Raw genomic sequence first — 21914 nt, forward strand, 5'->3', positions numbered from 1 at the left:
CAAACACTAAATATAGTATTAACAGATTATTGCGCCAGTCCCCAAGCCCCGAAGTTGCGACGTTTTTTCAAAGCGCACTAAACCGCATCGGCTGTCTTGCCCGTCATGGGCCAAAAAGCCGCTGAACACCCAGCGATTTGAGGAAGAACCGGCCTCGTTCATGCCGATCCAGTCGCCGCCGCAACATGACGCCCATTAAGTTTGACTCGGCCTGCTTCGTCAAGGGCTGGTTTGTGTCAGATTTTTATACACTATATGTTGTGGTCTGAAGCTGTGGAAAACGGGGACAGCGCGACAGGCCTTTAGAATCAACCGCTTGCGGGCGGTTCCTTGGCGGGCGTTAACCCTGAATATGAACCGCAGAGGAAAATCTGGCGAAATATTCGCCGCTCCCGCTTTCCCGGTATTGGCGTCGGCGGCCGACTGTGAGCGGCTGCCGAATCAGATTGGGGCGCCTCGGCCTGAAAACGAAAACGGGCGGCAAAAATGCCGCCCGCACAGGATGTTGTGCCTCTATATTGAACGAGCGCTCAAAGCGCGTCGAGGTTGACGCCGACGGTGATGGCGCCGATCGGTGCGCCGGTTTCGTCCACAATCGTCATCGAGGCCTGCGACTGCAGCATCTGGGTTGATTCGTCCTTCTCGGCTTCGTCGACGAAGAGGGCATCGGCACCGACGCCGTAGGTCTTCTGGAACTTCGCTTCGTCACCCTGCCAGTAGTCGGAGGTCGGGTCGCTCTGGCCCACATTGAGACCGTGACTGTCCATCACGAAAACCTCGGTGACGACTCCCTCGGAGCCGGCCTTTTTTTCCGCCAGGAATTTCGAAAGGGCATTGGCGAGCACGCCATCGACCGTCGGGTGGTCGCTGCCTTCGACTTCGGCGCGCCATTTCTGGTCGAGGGCGTCGATGTCGGACTGCTGCAGATTGGCGTTGGCGGCGTTCTGCGCCTTGATGGCGTCGATGACCGTCGGATCGGACAGCCAGGGCTTGATGTCGCTGTTCACATATTCTGTGACGGCGGCGACATAGGGCTCTTCGGCATGGGCGAGCACGGGCAGTGCGATGAGGGCGGCGGATGCGAGAATGGCATGCAGTTTCATGGTGTGTCTCCTCTCGGTAGCTTCAAATGGTATTGCCGGTTGGAACGGGGTCTCAGAATTCTTCCCAGTCGGATGCGGCCGCCAGCGCGTTGGCACCACGATAGGCGGTTGCCGGCGCGCGCGGCCGCGGGGTCGGGGCATGGGATGCCGGACGGGACTGGCTCGCAGGCTGCTGGCTGGCCGTCGGTGCCATGCGGCTACCGGACGAGGGGATCGAGAACCGTCCGACTGCCGATTTCAGGCTGTTGCCGAGCGTTCTGAGCTCCTGGCAGGCCGCGTTTGTTTCCTCGACCATCGCCGCATTCTGCTGGGTGGTCGCATCCATGTTCTTAAGCGCGCCGTTGATCTCGTCGAGACCGGCGGACTGTTCGCGGGCTGAAACCACGATGGCGTCGATGCTTTCGTTGATCTCGGCGATCTGAACCTCGATGTGGCGCAGCGCTTCACCCGTGCGGTTGACGAGCTCGACGCCGGAGGCAACTTCGGTTCCGGACGCAGAGATCAGCGTCTTGATCTGCTTGGCCGCCTCGGCGGTCCGTTGCGCGAGTTCGCGGACTTCCTGCGCGACGACGGCAAAACCCTTGCCGGCATCGCCTGCGCGGGCGGCTTCGACGCCTGCGTTCAGAGCAAGCAGGTTGGTCTGGAAGGCGATATCGTCGATGACGCCGATGATCTCGCCGATCTCATGCGAGGACGTCTGGATCTTGTCCATGGCGCCGATCGCCTGGCCGACGACGTCCGCCGACTTGCGGGCGCTTTCGCGCGAGGTCGAGACCTGTGAGCCGGCGGCGTTCGCCATGTTCATCGTGTTGCGGACGGTGACGGTGATCTCGTCGACGGCGGCAACGGTCTTTTCAAGGGATGCTGCCTGGGTTTCGGTGCGCTGGGCGAGCTGGTCGGCGGCCTTGGCAAGCTCGGCCGAACCCGATTCGATCAGTGCCGTGGCGCCGGCAATCTCCTGCAGGGAAGCGGAGACGGCCTGGACCATGCGCTGGAAATCGCGGCGCAGCTTTTCGAATTCCTGGCCCTGTTCCGACAGTTCGACGGTGAAGTCACCGGTCGCAAGGGCGGCGAGGGCCGCGCCGATATTGTTGACGATGGTGACCTGGTGAGCGGCGGTTTCCTGCACCTTCTCGGTGAAACGGCTGCGCTCTTCGTCTATGGCGCGGCGCTCGCCTTCGGCCTGGAGCTCCTGCTGGTGCTTGGCCCGGCTGGTCTCGATGGCATCGCGGATCGCCTTGGCGATGATGCCGACGTGATCGGTTCGGTCGGCATACTGGACCGGGGTCTCCCAATCTCCCTGCTGGAAGGCGCGGATGCGGCCCGACAGCGCCGTCATCGGCTTGCTGACATAAATCCGCATGGCGATGAGGAAGACGACGAGAACGGCGGCGATGACGGCTGCCTGCTTGGCGGCAAACAGCATTGCCTTGGTATTGGCCGCCTGAACGATCGGCTGCGTGGACCAGGACGTGGCGACATAGCCGACCTGTTCGCCCTTCTTGTTCTTGCCGAGCGGCACGACGACATCGATGCGTCCCGGCTGGCGATTGACGACGACGTCCTGCGGATCGCCGGCGATGACGGCTGTGATGCCGGCATCAAAGTCCGGATTGGCGTTGTCGGCGGCCTTCCATCTGTCGACGACGTCACTTGCGCCGCTGATCGCAACGAAATCGGTCATGCCGAGGTTCAGATCATTGCGGTAAAGTGAATAGGCATCCTGGACAACTTCGGCCTTTTTCCACTTGATGCCGCCTTGCGCGACGTCCGCAATCTGCCTTGTGCTCTTGGTCCAATCGTCGCTGGCACGTTCGATGGCCGTTCCGACATCGGACGACCAGGAAAAATAGGCACTGATCGCAAGGCCGACGACGTTGACGGCGATGATGATACTGGCGATGCGGGCAGTCAGGGAAAGGCGGGAGAACGGAGTATGGCGCATTAACACCCTCATTGGCATCATAACATGGCATGGCTCCCGTCTGCGGAGGGCGCATGCTGCTTGAATTCGTCATGAGGTCAGTGCTGGGGCGAACATGCCCGGCGTCATGCCGAACAAGGTCTGACTTTGTCTCGAGTGCAACAATGGACCATGAATATTTAAGCACTCATTAATTTATTGGACATTTTCGTGGGTGTTCGCGAATCCCGTAAACGCACAACAAATGACGGCGCTCGCTGTGGAGCGCCGTCGTATCAGACTGTCTGGATTTCTGCCGGATAGGCTGCGGAGCCGCTCAGCCCTTGTGGCCCTTGGCGATCGGCTCCTGATAGGTGAAGCCCATGTCCCAGGGGAAATAGATCCAGGTGTCCTGGCTCACCTCGGTGACGAAGGTGTCGATCACCGGCACGCCCTTGGGCTTGGCGTAGACGCAGGCGAAATGGGCGTCGGGCAGCATGGCGCGCACTTCTGCGGCCGTCTTGCCGGTATCGGTCAGGTCGTCGACGACGAGCACGCCCTTGCCGCCATCGGTCAGGAGGTCCGGAGTAATGCCCTTCAGCAGCACCATTTCGCCCTGATTGACATAGTCATGATAGGAGGCGATGCAGACCGTCTCGATCAGGCGGATATTCAATTCGCGCGAGATGATCGCCGCCGGTACGAGGCCGCCGCGGGTGATGCAGACGATGGCCCTGAATTCCGTTCCGGTGCCCGCCAGGCGCCAGGCGAGCGCCCGGGCGTCGCGGTGAAATTGATCCCAGGAAACCGGAAAGGCCTTGTCGGGAAGGGACATGTCGTTGCTCCGTCGAAAATCGTCCATCATTGCCCGGTCCTCAACATGTTGGACGGGCTGTCGTTGGAAAGAGCATTAGCGACAATTGCGGGCGAAAGGCAAGATCGCGGATGTTGCTAAAAGGCCCGGTCCAAGGGGGCCGGGCCTTTTCGTCAGCTTAGGCAGGTAAGGCGCTGATGCGCTCAGCGCGACATCAGGGTCATGACCGGCATCGATGTCAGCAATTCCTTGGTCACGCCGCCAAACAGTACTTCCCACAGGGGCGAATGCGTGTAGGCACCCATGACCAGAAGGTCGATATTGCCGTCGGCAAGCCGGTTCTCGATCATCACGGCCGGCTTGGTGCCGTCGCTCTTCTGGCTCTCCAGCGTCACCTTGACGCCGTGACGCGACAGCGTCGAGGCGATCTCGGCACCGATGGTTTCCGCCGACTGGCTGGCGCTGTCCTTGGCGTCCACGGTGTAGATCTCGACGTCTTCTGCCATCTTGAGAAGCGGGATGGCGTCGAAGGTCGAGCGGGCGGCTTCACGCGAGCCGTTCCAGGCGATCAGCGCCTTCTTGACGGGTTTTGGCGTCTTGAGGATGTAGGGAACGAAGAGTGTCGGGCGCCCGGCTTCATGCAGCAACTGGTCGTAGTCGCTGCGCATGCTGTTCTTGTCGAGCTGCGGGGCGATGATCAGGTCGGCGCAACGGGCGCTGTCGATCGCCTGCGCCGCGCTGTAGCCGCCCATGGTGACGAATGTCCGCCATTCGTGGGAAATGCCTTCCCGGCGCGCCTTTTCCTTGAAGATCTTCTCGACCTCGTTGGTGACGGAGTGCTCCTGCTCCTGAAGCGCGAGCGTGGCCGCCGGGTCCGGAATTTCCATCGGCGCCGCCACCGGCATGGTCGCGTAGGATTCCACATGCAGACCGATGACATGGGCGTCGAACTGCCGGGCAAGCGCCACGGCGAAGTCGGTCGTCTGTGCTGCATCTGCAGCCGAGTCGAGGATTGCCAGGATGGTGCGGTAGGACATGTCGGTTTCCTCCTTGGGAAGGCCGTTTCGGTTCGTCTATGAGAATATAGTGCAAACCTGCGGCTTTTTCTGCCTTGACAAAGATCAACCCTGAAAAAGCGTCTATTCGACAGGCACGGCCTGCGGCTTTCCGTTGCTGTCCAGGGCGACCATCACGAATGTGGCGTCCGTCACCTTCTCCATCGTGTGTGTCAGGTAGCGTTGCGCCCAGGCCTCGACCCACAGGGTGATCGAGGTGCGGCCGACGCGCACGACATCCGTATAGATGCAGAGCGTGTCGCCGATCTTGACCGGCAGTTCGAAGGCCATTTCCTTGACGGCGGCGGTCACCACGCGGCCGCGGGCGCGTTCGGCGGCGCGGATGCCGCAGGCCAGGTCCATCTGCGCCATGACCCAGCCGCCGAAGATATCGCCTGCCGCATTGGCGTCAGCCGGCATGGCGAGCGTCCGCAATGTGAGTTCACCCGCCGGACCACCCGTCTTTTCCGCCATCAGCAGCCTCCTGAAACAGTATCGGTTTTCGATCGTCTGTCGCGAGCGTAAGCGGGCCGTTTTGCGGATGCAAGGAGGCGGTTGCCGGTAACCGTCCTTTGTCCGTCGGCGCGGCAACGGTTCGTTTACCGCTTCTTTCTAAAATTCGGGGGATTTTCCTGAAAATGCGGGCCGCCGATCCGGTCTGCCGAAGAAGTGGTCAAACTGTATGGCGTATTCCACCCTTCTTAGACGGCGGTCGATCGTCCTTCTTCTATCCTGCGGCCTGACGGCCTGCTCGGCGGCGTCGCTTGTGCCGCCAGCACCGATCGATGGCGGGCAGGTGAGCGCGATCCGTCCGGTGCCTGCCGCACAGATGCAGCCGACGGCGATGCGCGACGCCGGCCTGGTCGACGAGATCGGCTATTCCTCCGGTCCGGCTCCGGTGACGCGCGCCAATGGTACGCTCGGCTATCTCGACAGCCCCAATCTGGCGACTTCCCCCGCCGTGGATGCCCAGCCGCAAATGCAGGCGGCACCGCGCCGTTCGTCGGGCCTGCCGATGATCGACAGCGACGAGGCGCTGGCGCTGAACGGTGGCCAGGGACAGGCCATGCCGGCACCGGTGCAGCAGGCCGGCGCGAACGGCCTTGTCGTGACGTCGGAAGGCATCAATATCGACAATGCGGTCGGGGTCAGCGGCAGGGGCGCACCGGCTCAGCCGCTCGGCACGCTGCAGATCGCCGAAGGAACGACGACCGAGCCGGTCGTCGACGGCATCGGCACGGACAGCCCGCAGCTTCTAAACGGTCAGGTATCGATTGCGCCGCAGCCGGCCGAGGGCGAGCGGCAGGTGGCCATGCTGTCGCGTCCGGACAATCCGATGCTGCTCGGAACACAGGCTCAGCCGCAATTCGAACCGATGCCTGCATCCGAGCTTCAGTGCCGGCGCGAACTCGACCGCCTTGGCGTCAAGTATCACGAGATCGACCCGATCTCGAAGGGAGGCAGCTGCGGTATCGCACATCCGATCAAGCTGGAGGGGCTCGGCGGCGGCATCGATGTGACGCCGGACACCACGCTCAACTGCCAGATGGCGCTGACGCTGACCAAGTGGGTCCGCAAGGAAGTGGTCCCAGCGGCTCGCACGCGCTACCTGTCGGGCGTGAAGAAGATCGTCTCGATGGGCGGCTATTCCTGCCGGCGGATGAACAGCCGTTCCTCCAACCCCTGGTCCGAGCACGCGCATGGCAACGCCATCGATATCGGCAGCATCGTGCTCAACAACGGCAAGGAGATCGATGTCAGCAAGAAGGGCTTCTTCGCGTTTCGCGAAAAGGGCCTGCTGAAGGCCGTGCGCACAGACAGCTGCAAATACTTCAACACCGTTCTCGGCCCCGGCAGCGATCCCAATCACAAGGATCATTTCCATCTCGACCTCAGGGCCCGCAAGTCCGGCTACCGGCATTGCAGCTGACGTACATATAAAGAAACCGGCTGCGAGAGCCGGTTGAATATGAGCCCGGTCGGGGCGGGGGGCAGCGGCGGTCCGGGCGCGACGGTCTTCATCGGCGGTCGTTTCGAGGCCATGCCGTATGACACAATGCTTCAGCAGCCGGAGATCGGGGCGGCGTACCGAAATCGCCTCTGCCTGCATTGCCGTCGCCTGTCGAACATGTCCTAAGAAGATTGCAGCGTGATGACGGTTTTTCGTCCGACGCTGGTGGATCTGTTCAAACGGAAGCGGAATGGGATGACGGCCTCTTTCTCGGAAATTGCGCCCTTCGTCGTGGCGCTGCTCGCGGCCGGCGTCGTCGCGGGCCTGCTTGCCGGCGTCTTCGGCATCGGCGGCGGCGCCATCCTCGTGCCGGTCTTCTACCAGATCTTCGCGCTCGCCAGTGTCGACGACAGCGTGCGGATGCATCTCTGCGTCGGCACCTCGCTTGCCATCATCGTTCCGACGTCGCTGCGATCGTTCCAGTCGCACCATCGGCGCGGGCTCGCCGACATGGCGCTTTTGAAGGGCTGGGTGATCGCCGTTCCGCTCGGCGTCGTCGCAGCGTCGGCCATCGCGGCCTATGCGTCCAGCGAAGTGCTGCGGCTGACGTTTGCGGTGATTGCACTGCTGCTCGCCTTCCGCATGCTGGCGAACCGCAGCCACTGGAAGCTTGGCGACGACCTGCCTCCCAATCCTTTCCGCTTTCTCGCCGGCAGCATCATCGGACTGCTGTCCGGGTTGATGGGCATTGGCGGCGGCGTGCTCAACAATACCTTCATGACGACCTATGGCCGGCCGATCCACCAGGCGATCGCGACTTCGGCGGGCGTCGGCGTTCTGATCTCGCTGCCGGGACTTGTCGGCTACATCGTCGCCGGCTGGGGCGATCCCGGCCTGCCGCCGCTTTCGACCGGCTTCGTCAACTGGGTCGCCGTGGCGCTGGTCATTCCGGTGACGATGGTGGCGGCACCGGTCGGCGCCCGTATCGCGCACGCGCTCAGCCGCCGGCAGCTGGAGATCGGCTTCGGCATCTTTCTGCTGATTGTCGCACTGCGCTTCTTCTATTCGGTCATCGACTGAATTCCAGCGTTTGTTTGATTTTATTCCCGCCTTGGGTGGCAAACCGTCACAGGCGTTCTATATGTGTGTCCGCGCGTTCTTTCGGGGCAGAGGGCGAGCCGTCCAATTCCATGCGTCCGGCGCATGAAACATCTGTGAGACATCATGACATCCATCATCACCGTCAAAGACCTGACGAAGCGATACGGCAATGGATTCGAGGCCTTGAAGGGCGTCAATCTGGACATTCGCGAGGGCGAGATCCTGGCGCTGCTCGGTCCCAACGGGGCGGGCAAGACGACTCTGATCTCGATCATCTGTGGCCTGGTCAATCCGTCGTCCGGGCAGGTTCTGGTCGACGGCCACGACGTGGTCAAGGAATTCCGCAAGAGCCGGGCGCTGATTGGCCTGGTCCCGCAGGAGCTGACGACCGACCAGTTCGAGACCGTCATCAACACGGTCAGCTTCTCGCGCGGTCTGTTCGGCAAGAAGCCGGATGCCGGCTATATCGAAAAGGTGCTGCGGGACCTGTCGCTGTGGGACAAGAAGGACAACATGCTGCGCGAGCTGTCCGGCGGGATGAAGCGGCGCGTGCTGATCGCCAAGGCCCTGTCGCACGAACCGCGCATCCTGTTCCTCGACGAGCCGACGGCAGGCGTCGACGTCGGCCTCCGCAAGGACATGTGGCGGGTCGTCGAACGCCTGAGGGAAACCGGCGTGACGATCATCCTGACGACGCACTACATCGAGGAAGCCGAAGAGATCGCGGATCGCGTGGGTGTCGTGCGTAGTGGCGAACTGCTGCTGGTCGAAGAAAAGACAACGCTGATGAAGCGACTGGGGCGCAAGCAGCTCATTCTCGAGCTCAGCGAACCTCTGGCCCACATTCCGCCCGCGCTTCAGCCCTACGGCATGAGCCTCTCGGAGGACGGTCATCAGCTGACCTATGACTATGTCGAGAACGGCGAACAGGCCGAAATGAATGCGCTGCTCGGGCATGTCTCCAGCGAAGGGCTGCATCTGAGGGATCTGAAGACCCGGCAGAGCTCGCTCGAAGACATTTTCGTATCGCTGGTGGGAGAAGCGTCATGAATTTCCAGGCCATCAAATCCATCTATTTCTTCGAAATGGCCCGCACGCGGCGCACCATCCTGCAGAGCGTCATTTCGCCGGTCATCACCACGTCGCTCTATTTCATCGTCTTCGGCACGGCGATCGGGTCGCGTATCGAGCAGATCGACGGCGTGTCCTACGGCTCCTTCATCACGCCGGGGCTGATCATGCTGACGCTGCTCGGCCAGTGCGTGTCGAACGGCTCCTTCGGTATCTATTTTCCGCGCTTCACCGGCACGGTCTACGAAGTGCTGTCGGCGCCGGTAGCGATGACGGAGATTGTCATCGGCTATGTGGGGGCCGCGGCAACGAAGGGCATGATGATCGGCGCGATCATCCTCCTGACGGCAACGCTGTTCGTCGACATCTCGATCGCGCATCCGCTGTTGATGGTCTTGTTCTTCGCGCTGACGGCGATTTCCTTCAGCCTGCTCGGCTTCATCATCGGCATCTGGGCGACGAATTTCGAGCAGCTGAACCTCATTCCGATGCTGGTCATTCCGCCGCTGACCTTCCTTGGCGGCAGCTTCTATTCGATCAACATGCTGCCGCCGTTCTGGCAGTGGGTGAGCCACCTCAATCCGGTGCTCTATCTCGTCAGCGGCTTTCGGTGGAGCTTCTACGAGGTCTCGGACGTCAATCCGCTGATCAGCCTCGGCATGATCTCGCTGTTCCTCCTCGTCTGCCTGTCGATCGTCTTCTGGATGTTCAAGACGGGATACCGGCTGAAGAACTGACCGCGACGGCGGGCCTCAGTCCCTGAGCCTCAGTTCGTCCGGCTGCATCTGCATCGACGAAAGCGTCGACAGGAAGCTCATGCCGAGCAGGCTCTTGTCGAGCTTGCCCGGCTCGGTGACGATCGCCGGAACGTTGGTCCGGGTGATCGGGCCGACGGAGATGCTGTCTAGGCGCACGGCGGCGGCGTGGGCCTCGCCATTTGCGGTCGAGACGAGCATGGTGAAGCTCAGCGTGTCGACCGGCAGTCCGATGCGCCTGGCGTCGTCATAGGTGAGCACGACCGAGCTTGCGCCGGTGTCGACCATCATGTCGACAAACGTCTTGTCGACCGTCGTCTCGATCTGGAAATGACCGCTCAGCCCCTTGTGGACGATGACCTCGCTGCCGCCGTCGACGGCCGTCGCGATCACCGGGCGGCCGGGCATCAGGCCGGCCAGCACCCGTTCCGCGATCGGGCGCAACTGGTCGCGGTAGAGGTAGCCGGTCACCAGCGCCATGACGATGACCACCCAGACCATGAACTGCTGCAGCGTCTGGTTCAGCGATCGCCGGCTGCGCAGGACGGCGACAGCCACCATCGCGGTAATTGGCAGCAGGTACAGAAGGCTTGCAAAGCGGTCGTTGTCCATGCCGAAGGTCTGGCCGGCGGAGTTGTTGAACATCAGGACCGCCAGCCCGATGCCGAGAATGGCAAGGATGATCGTGAGCATGTTCATTGGCCGGCATCCTTGCCGGTCATCTGCCGACGCCGGGTCATGCGGCGCGGCCGGCGCGGTGTTTCGGCGATCTCGACAAGGCGTTCGGGCAGGCGGTCCATGAGCGCCCGGCGTTCTCCGTCCGACATGGCCGTCCAGGCGCCGATTTCCGCCTGCGTGCGGCCGCAGCCCATGCAATAGCCGGTCAGGTTGTCGATCACGCAGAGTTTGATGCAGGGCGTTTCCAAGGGCGTTCGTTTCTTTCCGGGCCTTTTTGACCGTTGCTAGGCGACGATGGCGAGCGTGGCAAGCAGCGCCATCTCGGAAATCTGTTCCGAGGCGCCGATCGTGTCACCCGTATGGCCGCCGATCTTCCTGTCTGAAAAGATGGTGAAAAGGCCGGCCAATACAAGAGCCATCACGATGGCCGTCGTCCAGGAATAGACCGGCATGACCGGTCCAAAGCAGCAGATGGCGATGACCGTTCCGGCAACGAGAGCGGTGAGCAGCGCCGTGCGATCCGGCAGACCGGACCTCGCCGCGACACCGTCGATGCGGGCGGCGGGCAGGGCGTACCAGTGGCAGAGCATCAGCGTGCGCGATACAGCGGCGACGCCGAGGAAAACAAGCGCTACTCCGACCGGTGACATGACGGCGATGAGGCTCGAGAGGGCGGTCGCGCGGATCGCCAGCGTCAGGATGAGGGCCAGACCGCCATAGGTGCCGATGCGGCTGTCGCGCATGATGTCGAGGATGCGGTCTTTCTTCTGGCCACCGCCGAAGCCGTCGGCGACGTCCGCCAGCCCGTCCTCATGCAGCGCGCCGGTGACAAGCAGGTTGACGGCAAGCGCGATCAGGGCGGCGAGCAGAGGCGGGGCGTGGGCTGCGGAAAGGACGAAAAGGACAAGGGCCGCGGGCAGGGCGACGATGAAGCCGGCCGCCGGAAAGGCGCGGATCATCACCGAAAGGCTGTGGTCCTGGCCGTCAAAGAGTCGCGCCGGGACGGGTAACCGGCTCAAAAAGGCGATCGATCGCAAAATGTCCTTGCCATAGTCGCTGAACATCTGTGGCTCATTGTTCTCTTGTGGGGCGGTTCGCCTCTCGGTAAGACGGGCCACCAGAGCCCATTTGAAATGGAATTACAAGGATAGTCGTTCGATGAGTGTTACCGGCCTGCCATTCGATGATTTTCGCGCCCTGCTCAAGGAATTGCCGGGTCCGGACACGGCGGCGCTCGCCGCAGCCAGAGCCCGCGATTCGCAACTGACGAAGCCGCCGGGCGCGCTGGGGCGGATGGAAGAAATCGCCATGTGGCTCGCCGCCTGGACAGGCCGGACGCCGTCGGTCAACCGTCCGCTGGTCGCCATCTTTGCCGGTAACCACGGGGTTACCAAGCATGGCATCACGCCGTTCCCGCCGGACGTCACCAAGCAGATGGTGGCGAATTTTTCGGCCGGTGGTGCGGCGATCAACCAGATCTGCGTCACCCATGACCTCGGTCTGAAGGTGTTCGATCTGGCGCTCGACTATCCGACCGGCGACATAACCTGCGAGGCGGCCCTGTCCGAGCGCGACTGTGCGGCAACCATGGCCTTCGGCATGGAGGCGATCGCCGGCGGCACGGACCTGCTCTGCATCGGCGAAATGGGCATCGGCAACACGACGATCGCCGCCGCCATCAATCTCGCGCTCTACGGCGGCACGGCGGAAGAATGGGTCGGCCCCGGCACCGGCTCGCATGGCGAACTCCTGCAGAAGAAGATCCATGCCGTTGAGACGGCGGTGGCGTTCCACAAGGATCACCTCGACGATCCGCTGGAAGTGTTGCGGCGCCTTGGCGGACGTGAAATCGCAGCGATGGCCGGCGCGATCCTGGCGGCCCGCATGGAAAAGATCCCCGTCCTGATCGACGGCTATGTCGCAACGTCGGCCGCGGCCATCCTGAAGGCTGCCAATCCGTCCGCTCTCGATCATTGCCTGATCGGCCATGTCTCGGCCGAGCCGGGTCACCTCCGGGCAATCGAGAAGCTCGGCAAGACGCCGCTTCTGGCGCTTGGCATGCGGCTTGGCGAAGGCACCGGTGCCGCACTTGCGGCAGGTATTGTCAAAGCGGCTGCGGCATGCCATTCGGGCATGGCAACGTTCGAAAGCGCCGGCGTCAGCAACAAGGACTGACATCTTAGCGCCGATCGCCACTTTTTCGGCTCAATGCCGGGGCAAGGGCTCCGGCATCGCCACCATCGACGTCAGGGACACCGCCATGGACTCCGGTCCGATCAAGAAGCAAACCGGCCTGCGCCACCTCTTTGCCGCCGCTCAATATTCCAGACAGGGTTTCGTCAGACTGCTGAAGGAATCGGCCTTCCGGCACGAGTTGCTCGCCTTCGTCGTCGGCCTTGTCCTGTTCGCGCTCATTGGCGCGACCATCATCGAGTTCCTGATCTACGTCGTACTGATGATGGTGCTGTTTGCGACTGAGGCGTTGAACACGGCGATCGAGGAACTGGTCGACCGGGTTTCGCCGGAGATCTCGTCGGTCGGCAAGCATGCCAAGGACCTCGGCTCGTTCGCCGTCTTCTGCATGCTGATCGCCAATGGCCTGTTTGCGGCCTATGTGGTGATTTCCAGCTTCCTGTCCTGAATATCCGTTCCGGCTTGATGGGGCCGATTGAGCCCGAATCCGTGGTCAGGCAAAGCTCTTCTTGCGCGGCTGCTGGATGACGGCTGCCTCTTCGGCAGCCGGAAGGCCCTGCATGACGCGGCTTGCCGGCAGGATAGCGATGACTTCCGTGCCTTCGCGCAGCTTCGACTTCAGGACGAACTTGCCCTCGTGCTTGGCGAGGATCGCCTGAACGATCGGCAGGCCGAGGCCGGTTCCCTGTTCGGCGCTCTTGATGGCGATCGAACCCTGTCCGAAGGCGGAGAGGACAACCGGAATTTCCTCTTCCGGAATGCCCGGTCCGTTGTCCTTGATGGAGACGTACTGGCCGCCGGAGGCCGTCCAGCCGGCCTTGACGGTGACCGTGCCGTTCTGCGGCGTGAACTTCACCGCGTTCGACAGAAGATTGAGGATTACCTGGCGCATCGACTTCTCGTCGGCCCAGATGTCCGGCATGTCCGGCTCGAACTGTTCGTTGATGGTGATGTTCTTCGACCGCGCCCTCAGCTGCACCATGCCGATGCAGTCTTCCGCGACCTCGGTCAGCGACAGGGCCGCCTCGTTCAACTCGTAGCGTCCGGCCTCGATGCGGGAGAGGTCGAGAATTTCGTTGATGAGGTTCAGGAGATGCTGGCCGGAGCGATGGATGTCGCCGACATATTCCTTGTAGGAGGGGTTGTTGAGCGGTCCCATCACCTCGGCCGACATGACTTCCGAGAAGCCCAGGATGGCGTTCAGCGGCGTCCGCAGTTCATGCGACATGGAGGCGAGGAAGCGCGACTTGGCAAGGTTGGCTTCCTCGGCGCGGCGGCGTGCTTCGTCCGACATCGACTTGGCGACTTCGAGCTCGGCGATCAGATCGTCCTTCTCCGACTGGATGGCGATCAGGCGCATGTTCGACTTGTAGAGCTTGTCGGTGATGTAGAGGAAGAAGATGACGGCGGTGGCAAAGCCGGAGGTCAGGACGATCTCGTGCACGTCCCGGCTGGCGGCGGCGCGCACCGCAAGGACGATGACAACAGGCGAGAAGCAGAACAGTGTCGCCTGACGCAGCATGAAGCCGGACATGGAGTTGGCCGACAGTGCGATCAACAGGGCGACGCCCTTGAAGAACTGGTAGTTCTGCCCCAGCTCCGGATGGTCGATGATGACGAGGCCGGCCCAGCCGAGGCCGATCAGGACCTGTCCGGTCAGCATCAGTCTGCGGGTCTTGCCGATATTGGCGGCGGTGATCTCCGACTGGCTGATGCGGCGCATCATCAGGATGTTCACGGCATTGGCCGTCAGGGCGAAGGCGGCCCAGGCGACAAAGCTGACGTCGCTGGTCAACTGGAGGCCGGCAATGGTGATGAGGACAATGAGGAGAGGTGCGATGGCCGCGCCCTGCAGGCAGGCCTCGGCATACATCTTCATGGCGTCGCGGTCGAAGACGCCGGCGCCGGAGTGGTTGGCTTGCAGACGCTCACGGGTCGCGCGCACAGCCTTGGACACCGGCTTGTTGCGGTGGCTGCGCGATTTGTCGACAATGATCTTGTCGGTACTGGTACTGACTACGCCCTTACTCATCGTTCCAAACAAGCTACAATCCGGATGAAGAGACGCTATCGGACAAATCTTAAGAAGATGCTGCCAGCTAAGATTTTGTTTGCCATCTTTCTCAAGGTTTCATTTCGACCTGTGGCGTGGAGAAGGCGACGGTCGCGGCCGGGGGGACTGAAAGCCGGCGCAGCACACCAACTTTCGTTAGGGCATTACGTTACGTGAGAAACACTGTGGATACCGCGAGGCTGTCGGCTGATATTGCGGCTTGCCGTCTCTGTCGTGACAACCCCGCCAGGGGACCGCAAGACCGTCTGCCGCAAGAGCCACGTCCGGTCGCGGTACTGTCGTCGACGGCGCGGATCCTGATTGCCGGCCAGGCGCCCGGCATTCGCGTACATGACAGCGGCATTCCGTTCAACGATCCGTCCGGCGATCGGTTGCGCCACTGGCTCGGGGTCGATCGCGATGCGTTCTATGATCCGGCGAAATTTTCCATCGTGCCGATGGGCTTCTGCTTTCCCGGCTACGACGCCAAGGGCGGCGACAAGCCGCCGCGCAGGGAATGCGCGCCGCAATGGCGGTCAGCCGTCATGGCCGCGATGCCGCAGATCGAGCTGGTGCTGGCGATCGGCCAGTATGCCCAGGCCTGGCATATGCCGGGCGAACGGCGAGCGAACCTGACCGAGACGGTGCGGGACTGGAAGGCGATCTTCGAAGGTTCCACACAACCGCAGGTCCTGCCTTTGCCGCATCCGAGTTGGCGCAATTCCGGATGGCTGAAGAAAAATTCCTGGTTCGAGTCCGAACTTCTGCCGGTATTGCGCGAGAAGGTATTTTTGCTCACGCATTGAAAAAGCATTCCTCATCCGCGCCGGAATCGCGGTATAGGGAGGAAAATATTCGAAAGGCTCTTTCCCCATGGATAGACTTGACCGGAAAATCCTGCGCCTGCTGCAGGAAGACACCACCCTTGCCGTTGCCGACCTCGCCAAGAAGGTCGGCCTGTCGACCACGCCCTGCTGGCGGCGCATCCAGAAGATGGAAGAGGATGGCGTCATCCGCCGCCGTGTGGCGCTGCTCAATCCGGAAAAGGTCAACACCAAGGTCACCGTCTTCGTGTCGATCCGCACCAGCAGCCATTCGGTGGAGTGGTTGAAGCGCTTCTCCGAAGTCGTGCGGGAGTTTCCCGAGGTCGTGGAGTTCTACCGCATGAGCGGCGACGTCGATTACCTGCTTCGGGTCGTGGTGCCGGACATTGCCGCCTATGACGCCTTCTACAAGCGGATGATCGCCAAGATCGAGATCCGCGACGTGTCGTCGGCCTTCGCGATGGAGCAGATCAAGTACACGACCGAACTGCCGCTCGACTACATGGTGCTCGACGCGTCGAAATCGAACGACGACTGAAGCCGTAGCGAAGTCTTTGGATAGACCGGCCCGAGTCTATAATCGCGTCAGTGTGGCCGCATCCTCCATGCCGTCAAAGAAGGCCGTAAGGGCGTCGGCAAACAGCTTGTCGTCTGGAGCCGCGCGGTGAAAGAGCGTCATGGAGGAATGAAACTTCATGTCGTCGGGACTGCCGAGAATCTGGCGTGCGGATCGGTCGGAATGCTTCAGCATGGCGCGGGTACATTCGCGCAGCCGTTCGCCAAGCACCGGGTGGGCGAGGTAGGCGCGGGCTTCGTCGAGGGAGTGCAGGGCATAACGCCGGCTCATCTCGCTGGTGCCGAGGCCTTCGATCTGCGGGAAGATAAACCACATCCAGTGGCTGCGCTTGCGGCCGGCCGCAAGTTCGGCAAGCGCCGTCTCATGGACCGTCGCCTGGGCCGCGAGAAAATGATCGAGCATTGGCTTGCCGTCCTTCAGTTCGAGGCTGGACCTGCAAGGGCATGGCCGGCATAGCGCAATCATGCGGGGATGCCGGCCACGATGTCGTCCGCGGTTCGCTCTGCAAGCCGCGGCGGCAGTCGTTATTTCTCCAGCCGGGCGAGCAGCGAGGACGTGTCCCAGCGCTTGCCGCCCATGGCCTGCACGTCGCCGTAGAACTGATCGACAAGGGCGGTGACCGGAACCTTGGCGCCGTTGTTGCGGGCTTCGTTGAGGACGATCGACAGGTCCTTGCGCATCCAGTCGACGGCAAAGCCGAAATCGTATTTGCCCTGGTTCATCGTCTTGTAGCGGTTTTCCATCTGCCAGGAGCCGGCCGCACCCTTGGAGATGACCTCGATCACCTTCTCGATGTCGAGGCCGGCACGCTTGCCGAAGTGGACGCCTTCGGCAAGGCCCTGGACGAGGCCTGCGATGCAGATCTGGTTGACCATCTTGGTGAGCTGGCCGGATCCCGCCGGACCCATGAGGCCGACCATGCGGGCATAGGCGGAAATCACCGGCTCGGCCTTCTTGAAGGTGTCTTCGTCACCGCCGCACATGACGGTCAGCACGCCGTTCTGCGCGCCTGCCTGTCCGCCGGAGACCGGCGCATCGATGAAGCCGACGCCCTTGGCCGCGCAGGCCTCCGCCAGTTCGCGGGCGACTTCGGCCGAGGCGGTGGTGTTGTCGATCAGGATGGCACCGGGTTTCATGCCGGCGATGGCACCGGTCTCGGTCAGCGAAACCGAACGCAGGTCTTCGTCATTGCCGACGCACATGAAGACGAAATCGCAGTCCTTCGCGGCCTCTGCGGGCGTTGCGGCAGAGGTGCCGCCGAATTCCTCGGCCCATTTCTCGGCCTTGGCGGCGGTTCGGTTGTAGACCGTGACGTCGTGTCCGCCCTTGGTCTTCAGGTGACCGGCCATGGGATAACCCATGACGCCGAGACCGATGAAAGCAACCTTTGCCATATGCACATACTCCCTTGGATATTTGCCTTGCCGACGGGTTTAGAGGAAAGGCCGGGGGCGGCCAAGTCTTTCCCTGCCGCTATCCGTTCGCTCCGGCCGGATCACGTGCCTTCATCTGCCAGATCAGCACCGGTGCGAAGAGAAGCGCACCGATCGCCATGGTCGTCAGGCCGGGGGCGATGAAGAAGAAGGACACGAGGCCCGTCCACAGTCTTTGCCAGCGGCCGATGCGGCCGAAGAGATAGCCGGAAAACGCGATCCCGATCAGCGCGATACCGGCAGCGGCCCCGATCACGGTGATGACGAAGGCGGTCCAGGTGAAGCCGTCGGTGACGAGCAGAAGCGAGGGCGAATAGACGAAGACGAACGGCACCAGCGCCTTGGCGATGCCGAGGCGGAAGGCGGTGTTGCCCGTGGTGAACGGGTTGGAGCCGGCGATTCCTGCCGCCGCATAAGCCGCGAGCGCCACGGGTGGCGTGATATCGGCCAGGACCCCGTAGTAGAAGACGAAGAAGTGGGCGACGAGCTGCTGGACCTGCAATTGCTGCAGGGCCGGGCCGGCGACCGCGACGAGGATGATATAGGTCGCCGTCGTCGGAATGCCGGCACCCATGATGATGCAGGCGCAGGCGATCAGCACTAGCGAGAAGAACAACGTCCATTCGTTGAGCGGAATGTAGCTCAGCGGCCAGATGGCAGAGAACATCGAGCCCATGTCGGAAGCCGTCTGCACGACCATGAAGCCGAGGCGGAAGCCGACGCCGGTCAGAGTGACGATGCCGACGATGATGCCGACGCAGGCAGCGGCCGCGCCAACTGCGATCGTGTTGCGGGCGCCGTCGGCGAGCGCGTTCCACAGGTCCTTGATGGTCAGCCGGTTGGTGGGCTTCAGGAAGCCGACGACGACGCAGGCGATGATGCCGTAGACGGCGGCAAAGTCGGGCGTGCGGCCGGAAAGGATGAAGTAGACGAGCATGATCAGCGGCACGACCGCCAGCCAGTTTTCCTTCAGCACCAGAAGCGCATTCGGCAGTTCGTCCTTGGTCAGGCCGCGGAGGCCGAGTTTCTTGGCCTCCAGATGCACCATGACGAAGATACCGAAGTAGTGGAGCAGGGCAGGGACGAGGGCAGCGGCGAGGATGTCGCGCAGCGGCACCTGCAGGTATTCGACCATGATGAAGGCGGCGGCACCCAGCACCGGCGGGGTGATCTGGCCGCCGGTCGAGGACGTCGCCTCGACCGCGCCGGCGAAGTGCGCGGGATAGCCGATGCGCTTCATGGCGGGAATGGTCAGCGCTCCGGTCGTCACCGTATTGGCGATCGAGGAGCCGGAGATCGAGCCCATGAAGGCGGAGGCGCAGATCGCCACCTTGGCGGGGCCGCCGGAATAGCGGCCAGCGAGAACCATGGCGAGGTCGATGAACAGCTGGCCGAGACCGATCCGCGTCGCCAGCACGCCGAAAAGGATGAACAGGAAGACGTATTGGGCCATGACGCCGATGGCGACGCCGTAAATGCCCTGGTTGGTCATGTAGATGTGGTTGATGAAGCCGAGCCAGCTGGCGCCGCCGTGTTTCAGCGCGCCGGGCATCCATGGCCCGAAGATCGCGAAGCCGATGAAGATGATGGCGATCGCCGGCAGCGTCGGTCCGACCGAGCGCCTGGCCGCTTCGAGCGTCACCAGAAGCAGGATAGTGCCGAGGTAAATGTCGGAGGTCGATGGATTGCCGACCCTTTCGGCGACGATCTGCGGCGGCAAGAGCGGCAGGTAGATGGCGGCGGCGACGGCGAGGACACTGAAAAGGATGTCGGCAAGCGCCACGCCCTGGAAACGGTACCAGGCGGCCGGCGGCATCTCGTTGCTGTCTGCCTTCTTCCACGGAAACAGCAGGAAGGTGAGGCCGAGTACGAAGGACAGGTGAATGCCGCGGTGCAGGAGTTCCGGTATGTTGCCGAACCCCGAGGCATAGAAATGATAGACGGACATGGCGACGAGCGCCGACGCGATGAAAAATCCGATTTGCGGTCCGGTTGGCCGGTAGGCTGTTTCCGGATCGTAGCGGCGCTCGAGTTCTTCCAGCTCCTGGGCTGTCAGGGTGTGGCCGGTCGCGTCGTGTGTCATGTTCTTGTCCCCGCAATTATCAAGACAGAAAGAGCCCGGGGCGGTGACGCTCCGGGCTCGCTGTCGTCGCAATCGGCCTTACTTGATCAGGCCGGCTTCCTTGTAGAACTTCTCTGCGCCCGGATGCAGCGGAACGCCGAGGCCGTCCAGCGCGGTGTCGAGCGTGATCACTTTGCCCTTGGCGTGGCCGGTGTCGAGCAGCTTGCGGGTGTTGTCGTTCCACAGCGCCTTGGTGATGTTGTAGATCAGCGTGTCGTCGGCCTTGGCGCTGGTCAGCCACTGGGCGCCGACGGCGACCGTGGAGGTGTCGGTGTCGACGCCTTCATAGGTGCCGGCCGGGATATCGGAGACCGAGAAGAAGCTGTATTCGCTGGTCAGAGCGTCGGAGGCGGCTCCGTCGATCGGCACGAGCTTGATCGGCGCGGAGGCGGCAAGTTCGACGATGGCGCCGGTCGGATAACCGCCGACGAAGAAGAAAGCGTCCAGCTTGCCGTTGCGCAGCGCGTCAGACGATGCGTCGGGCTTCAGTGCTTCGGCTTCGATGTCGTCGGTCGACAGGCCGTTGGCTTCCAGGATCAGCTTGGCGTCGACATAGGTGCCGGAGCCCGGCTCGTCGAGCGAGACGCGCTTGCCCTTGAGATCGGCGACCGAGTTGATGCCGCTGTCCTTGCTGGCGACCAGGTGGATGTGTTCGGGGAACAGGGCTGCGATGGAGCGCAGGTCCGTTGCCGGCTCCTTGCCTTCCATCGTGCCGGTGCCAGAATAGGCCCAGTAGGCGACGTCGGACTGGGCGAAGCCGGAATTGCGCAAGCCGGAGACGATGGCGTTGATGTTGTCGACCGAGCCGCGCGACGAAACGGCGGAGGCGATCAGGCCTTCGACGCCGCAGCTGCCGCCTTCTGCGCAAGGGCGCGAACCCGGCGGGTTGGAAATGGCGTTGGCGATGACGCCGCCGACCGGATAATAGGTGGCGGCGGTACCGCCCGTGCCGATCGTGAAGAAGTTGAGATCCTGAGCGGATGCCGTGAGCGATAGCGACGCAAGGGCGAATGCGCCTGCGGCGACAGTCTTCGCGAAGTTCACGATAGTCATTAGTGCCTCTCCTTTATGATGATCTCCGGCCTTGGGCAGGTCCCCTCCCGCGGTCGTCGATCAAATTATATTAACGGCGCCAGTAAACGCGTTGAGCGCGCCGCTGGCAACCGAAACTGTCCTTGCATGACGTTTCGTGATGAGTCCTCAGACGGCGTTGATGGTTTCGTCGCGCCTCATTTGCGCTTCGATCCATGCGGCGAAAATGGCGGCGGCCGGCGACAGGCGTGAGAAATTGCGGGCGACGAGGTGATAGGCGCCATAGGCGATGCTGAGGTCAAAGGGCTGAACCAGCCTGCCGGCTGCAATGTCGTCGGCGGCGTGGCGCGCGTCTGCGAGCGCCACGCCGCTGCCGCGCAGCGCGCTTTGCTGAACCAGCGCCGAATCGGTGAAGTACGGACCCGACGGTATTGGCAGCGAGCCGAGGCCGGCGGCGGCAAACCATGCACCCCACAAAGCCCGGTCGTCTTCGTGCAGCAGCGGAAAGTTCAGAAGGTCCTCCGGTGTCCTGATCGGCAGCCCCTTGTGCAGGAGGTCCGGGGAGAGGACGGGGCTCATTTCGACGCCGGTCAGGCGATGGGCCTGTGTTCGTGGCCAGGATTCGTCGGACCTGCCGAATCGAACCGCGAGCTCGGCCTCGTTTGCGCGGAACTCGATGATCCGCATGTCGGATTCGACAAGCACGTCGATATCGGGGTGGCGATGATGGAAATCCGGCAGGTGCGGGCCGAGCCAGTTCGAGGCGAAGGCGGGCTCGCAGCTGACCTTGACGCGTCCGCGGGCAGGCGTCGCAGCAATCCCGTCGATCACGCCGCCGATCATGTCGAAGGAGGTGGTCAGCACGTCGAGCAGGTTCTGCCCGGTGTCGGTCAGCGTCACCGAGCGGTGATGCCGTTCGAAGAGCGGTTTGCCGAGCAAGGTCTCCAGCTGGCGGATCTGCCGGCTGATGGCCGCCTGCGAGACGAAAAGCTCCTCCGAGGCGGCGGTGAAGCTCAGATGCCGGCCGGCGGCCTCGAAGCTTCTGAGTGCCGTCAGCGGCAGACGTCCGCGCTTCATCTCTTCACCCTCGCATAACTTCAAGTCAATCGATGTCGACGATAAGCTCGTTTGAGCGGAAAGCGCAAGCGGATGCATAAGCTCCTGAAAAGGAGCCCATGCAATGTCCGCCATTTTCGAGATACTCGCCGCCGCCGTTCGGCTGTTGACCTTTCAGGCGCCCCCGCGCTCC

General features: G+C 62.6%; 21 protein-coding genes and 1 pseudogene. 8 read left to right on the forward strand and 14 right to left on the reverse strand.

Translation table 11 applies throughout. The features are described from left to right. Positions 1 to 530: 530 nt before the first annotated feature. From ACU5AZ_RS19465 to ACU5AZ_RS19485, 5 genes are all read right to left on the reverse strand, one after another. Positions 531 to 1103, reverse strand: a complete 573-nt coding sequence (locus ACU5AZ_RS19465) for a hypothetical protein (protein WP_446823965.1) — start codon at positions 1101 to 1103, stop codon at positions 531 to 533. Positions 1104 to 1155: 52 nt separating this feature from the next. Further along, complete coding sequence (locus ACU5AZ_RS19470) at positions 1156 to 3048, reverse strand: methyl-accepting chemotaxis protein (protein ID WP_446823966.1); 1893 nt, start codon at positions 3046 to 3048, stop codon at positions 1156 to 1158. 295 nt (positions 3049 to 3343) lie between these two features. Further along, on the reverse strand, positions 3344 to 3841 hold the full coding sequence (gene gpt, locus ACU5AZ_RS19475; RefSeq protein WP_446823967.1) for a xanthine phosphoribosyltransferase: 498 nt from the start codon (positions 3839 to 3841) through the stop codon (positions 3344 to 3346). 182 nt (positions 3842 to 4023) lie between these two features. After that, the gene (locus ACU5AZ_RS19480) at positions 4024 to 4857 is read right to left on the reverse strand and encodes a universal stress protein (protein WP_446823968.1); all 834 of its coding nucleotides are present in this window, start codon (positions 4855 to 4857) and stop codon (positions 4024 to 4026) included. A 102-nt stretch (positions 4858 to 4959) separates the two neighbouring features. Then, complete coding sequence (locus tag ACU5AZ_RS19485; RefSeq protein WP_446823969.1) at positions 4960 to 5349, reverse strand: acyl-CoA thioesterase; 390 nt, start codon at positions 5347 to 5349, stop codon at positions 4960 to 4962. A gap of 208 nt (positions 5350 to 5557) precedes the next feature. Between ACU5AZ_RS19485 and ACU5AZ_RS19490 the strand changes: the two genes are divergently transcribed. The 4 genes from ACU5AZ_RS19490 (at position 5558) to ACU5AZ_RS19505 (ending at position 9735) form a co-directional block, all read left to right on the forward strand. Next, on the forward strand, positions 5558 to 6805 hold the full coding sequence (locus tag ACU5AZ_RS19490; RefSeq protein ID WP_446823970.1) for an extensin-like domain-containing protein: 1248 nt from the start codon (positions 5558 to 5560) through the stop codon (positions 6803 to 6805). Positions 6806 to 7081: 276 nt separating this feature from the next. After that, positions 7082 to 7906 (forward strand): sulfite exporter TauE/SafE family protein, encoded by an 825-nt coding sequence (locus ACU5AZ_RS19495; RefSeq protein ID WP_446823971.1) that lies wholly within the window; start codon positions 7082 to 7084, stop codon positions 7904 to 7906. A gap of 144 nt (positions 7907 to 8050) precedes the next feature. Next, the gene (locus ACU5AZ_RS19500; RefSeq protein ID WP_446823972.1) at positions 8051 to 8977 is read left to right on the forward strand and encodes an ABC transporter ATP-binding protein; all 927 of its coding nucleotides are present in this window, start codon (positions 8051 to 8053) and stop codon (positions 8975 to 8977) included. Beyond that, a complete protein-coding gene (locus tag ACU5AZ_RS19505; RefSeq protein ID WP_446823973.1) occupies positions 8974 to 9735 on the forward strand; it encodes an ABC transporter permease in 762 nt (253 codons plus the stop codon). Before ACU5AZ_RS19500 ends, ACU5AZ_RS19505 begins: the two co-directional genes overlap by 4 nt. Before the next feature lie 15 nt (positions 9736 to 9750). Here ACU5AZ_RS19505 and ACU5AZ_RS19510 read toward each other — a convergent pair whose 3' ends face one another. Genes ACU5AZ_RS19510 through cobS form a run of 3 tightly spaced genes read right to left on the reverse strand, consistent with a single transcriptional unit; the run spans position 9751 to position 11495 of the window. After that, complete coding sequence (locus tag ACU5AZ_RS19510; protein WP_446823974.1) at positions 9751 to 10452, reverse strand: retropepsin-like aspartic protease family protein; 702 nt, start codon at positions 10450 to 10452, stop codon at positions 9751 to 9753. Then, positions 10449 to 10679 carry a DUF1289 domain-containing protein gene (locus ACU5AZ_RS19515; RefSeq protein ID WP_446823975.1) on the reverse strand — a complete coding sequence of 77 codons (231 nt, stop codon included), beginning with the start codon at positions 10677 to 10679 and terminating at the stop codon, positions 10449 to 10451. The genes ACU5AZ_RS19510 and ACU5AZ_RS19515 overlap by 4 nt, the downstream gene beginning before the upstream one ends. A gap of 36 nt (positions 10680 to 10715) precedes the next feature. Next, complete coding sequence (gene cobS / locus ACU5AZ_RS19520) at positions 10716 to 11495, reverse strand: adenosylcobinamide-GDP ribazoletransferase (protein ID WP_446823976.1); 780 nt, start codon at positions 11493 to 11495, stop codon at positions 10716 to 10718. Positions 11496 to 11589: 94 nt separating this feature from the next. On the opposite strand from cobS, the gene cobT reads away from it, so the two are divergent. Continuing rightward, complete coding sequence (gene cobT, locus ACU5AZ_RS19525) at positions 11590 to 12606, forward strand: nicotinate-nucleotide--dimethylbenzimidazole phosphoribosyltransferase (RefSeq protein WP_446823977.1); 1017 nt, start codon at positions 11590 to 11592, stop codon at positions 12604 to 12606. An 85-nt stretch (positions 12607 to 12691) separates the two neighbouring features. After that, positions 12692 to 13072 carry a diacylglycerol kinase gene (locus ACU5AZ_RS19530; protein ID WP_446823978.1) on the forward strand — a complete coding sequence of 127 codons (381 nt, stop codon included), beginning with the start codon at positions 12692 to 12694 and terminating at the stop codon, positions 13070 to 13072. A 45-nt stretch (positions 13073 to 13117) separates the two neighbouring features. Here the strand turns inward: ACU5AZ_RS19530 and ACU5AZ_RS19535 are convergent, their stop codons facing one another. Continuing rightward, a complete protein-coding gene (locus ACU5AZ_RS19535) occupies positions 13118 to 14656 on the reverse strand; it encodes a sensor histidine kinase (RefSeq protein ID WP_446823979.1) in 1539 nt (512 codons plus the stop codon). Positions 14657 to 14862: 206 nt separating this feature from the next. Here ACU5AZ_RS19535 and ACU5AZ_RS19540 point away from each other — a divergent pair, with 206 nt between their 5' ends. Both ACU5AZ_RS19540 and ACU5AZ_RS19545 read left to right on the forward strand, forming a co-directional pair. After that, complete coding sequence (locus ACU5AZ_RS19540) at positions 14863 to 15483, forward strand: uracil-DNA glycosylase family protein (protein ID WP_446826061.1); 621 nt, start codon at positions 14863 to 14865, stop codon at positions 15481 to 15483. A 67-nt stretch (positions 15484 to 15550) separates the two neighbouring features. After that, positions 15551 to 16039 (forward strand): Lrp/AsnC family transcriptional regulator, encoded by a 489-nt coding sequence (locus tag ACU5AZ_RS19545; RefSeq protein WP_446823980.1) that lies wholly within the window; start codon positions 15551 to 15553, stop codon positions 16037 to 16039. Positions 16040 to 16075: 36 nt separating this feature from the next. On the opposite strand, the gene ACU5AZ_RS19550 is transcribed toward ACU5AZ_RS19545, so the two are convergent. From ACU5AZ_RS19550 to ACU5AZ_RS19570, 5 genes and pseudogenes are all read right to left on the reverse strand, one after another. Next, complete coding sequence (locus ACU5AZ_RS19550) at positions 16076 to 16480, reverse strand: DUF1810 domain-containing protein (RefSeq protein WP_446823981.1); 405 nt, start codon at positions 16478 to 16480, stop codon at positions 16076 to 16078. 122 nt (positions 16481 to 16602) lie between these two features. Beyond that, a pseudogene (locus tag ACU5AZ_RS19555) lies at positions 16603 to 17484 on the reverse strand (NAD(P)-dependent oxidoreductase); the annotation flags it as partial. Positions 17485 to 17551: 67 nt separating this feature from the next. Then, the gene (locus tag ACU5AZ_RS19560) at positions 17552 to 19594 is read right to left on the reverse strand and encodes a TRAP transporter permease (protein WP_446823982.1); all 2043 of its coding nucleotides are present in this window, start codon (positions 19592 to 19594) and stop codon (positions 17552 to 17554) included. A gap of 78 nt (positions 19595 to 19672) precedes the next feature. After that, positions 19673 to 20686 (reverse strand): TAXI family TRAP transporter solute-binding subunit, encoded by a 1014-nt coding sequence (locus ACU5AZ_RS19565; RefSeq protein ID WP_446823983.1) that lies wholly within the window; start codon positions 20684 to 20686, stop codon positions 19673 to 19675. A 147-nt stretch (positions 20687 to 20833) separates the two neighbouring features. Continuing rightward, positions 20834 to 21742 (reverse strand): LysR substrate-binding domain-containing protein, encoded by a 909-nt coding sequence (locus tag ACU5AZ_RS19570; protein ID WP_446823984.1) that lies wholly within the window; start codon positions 21740 to 21742, stop codon positions 20834 to 20836. Positions 21743 to 21914: the final 172 nt, after the last annotated feature.

The sequence above is a fragment of the Rhizobium sp. PAMB 3182 genome, from assembly GCF_052908355.1.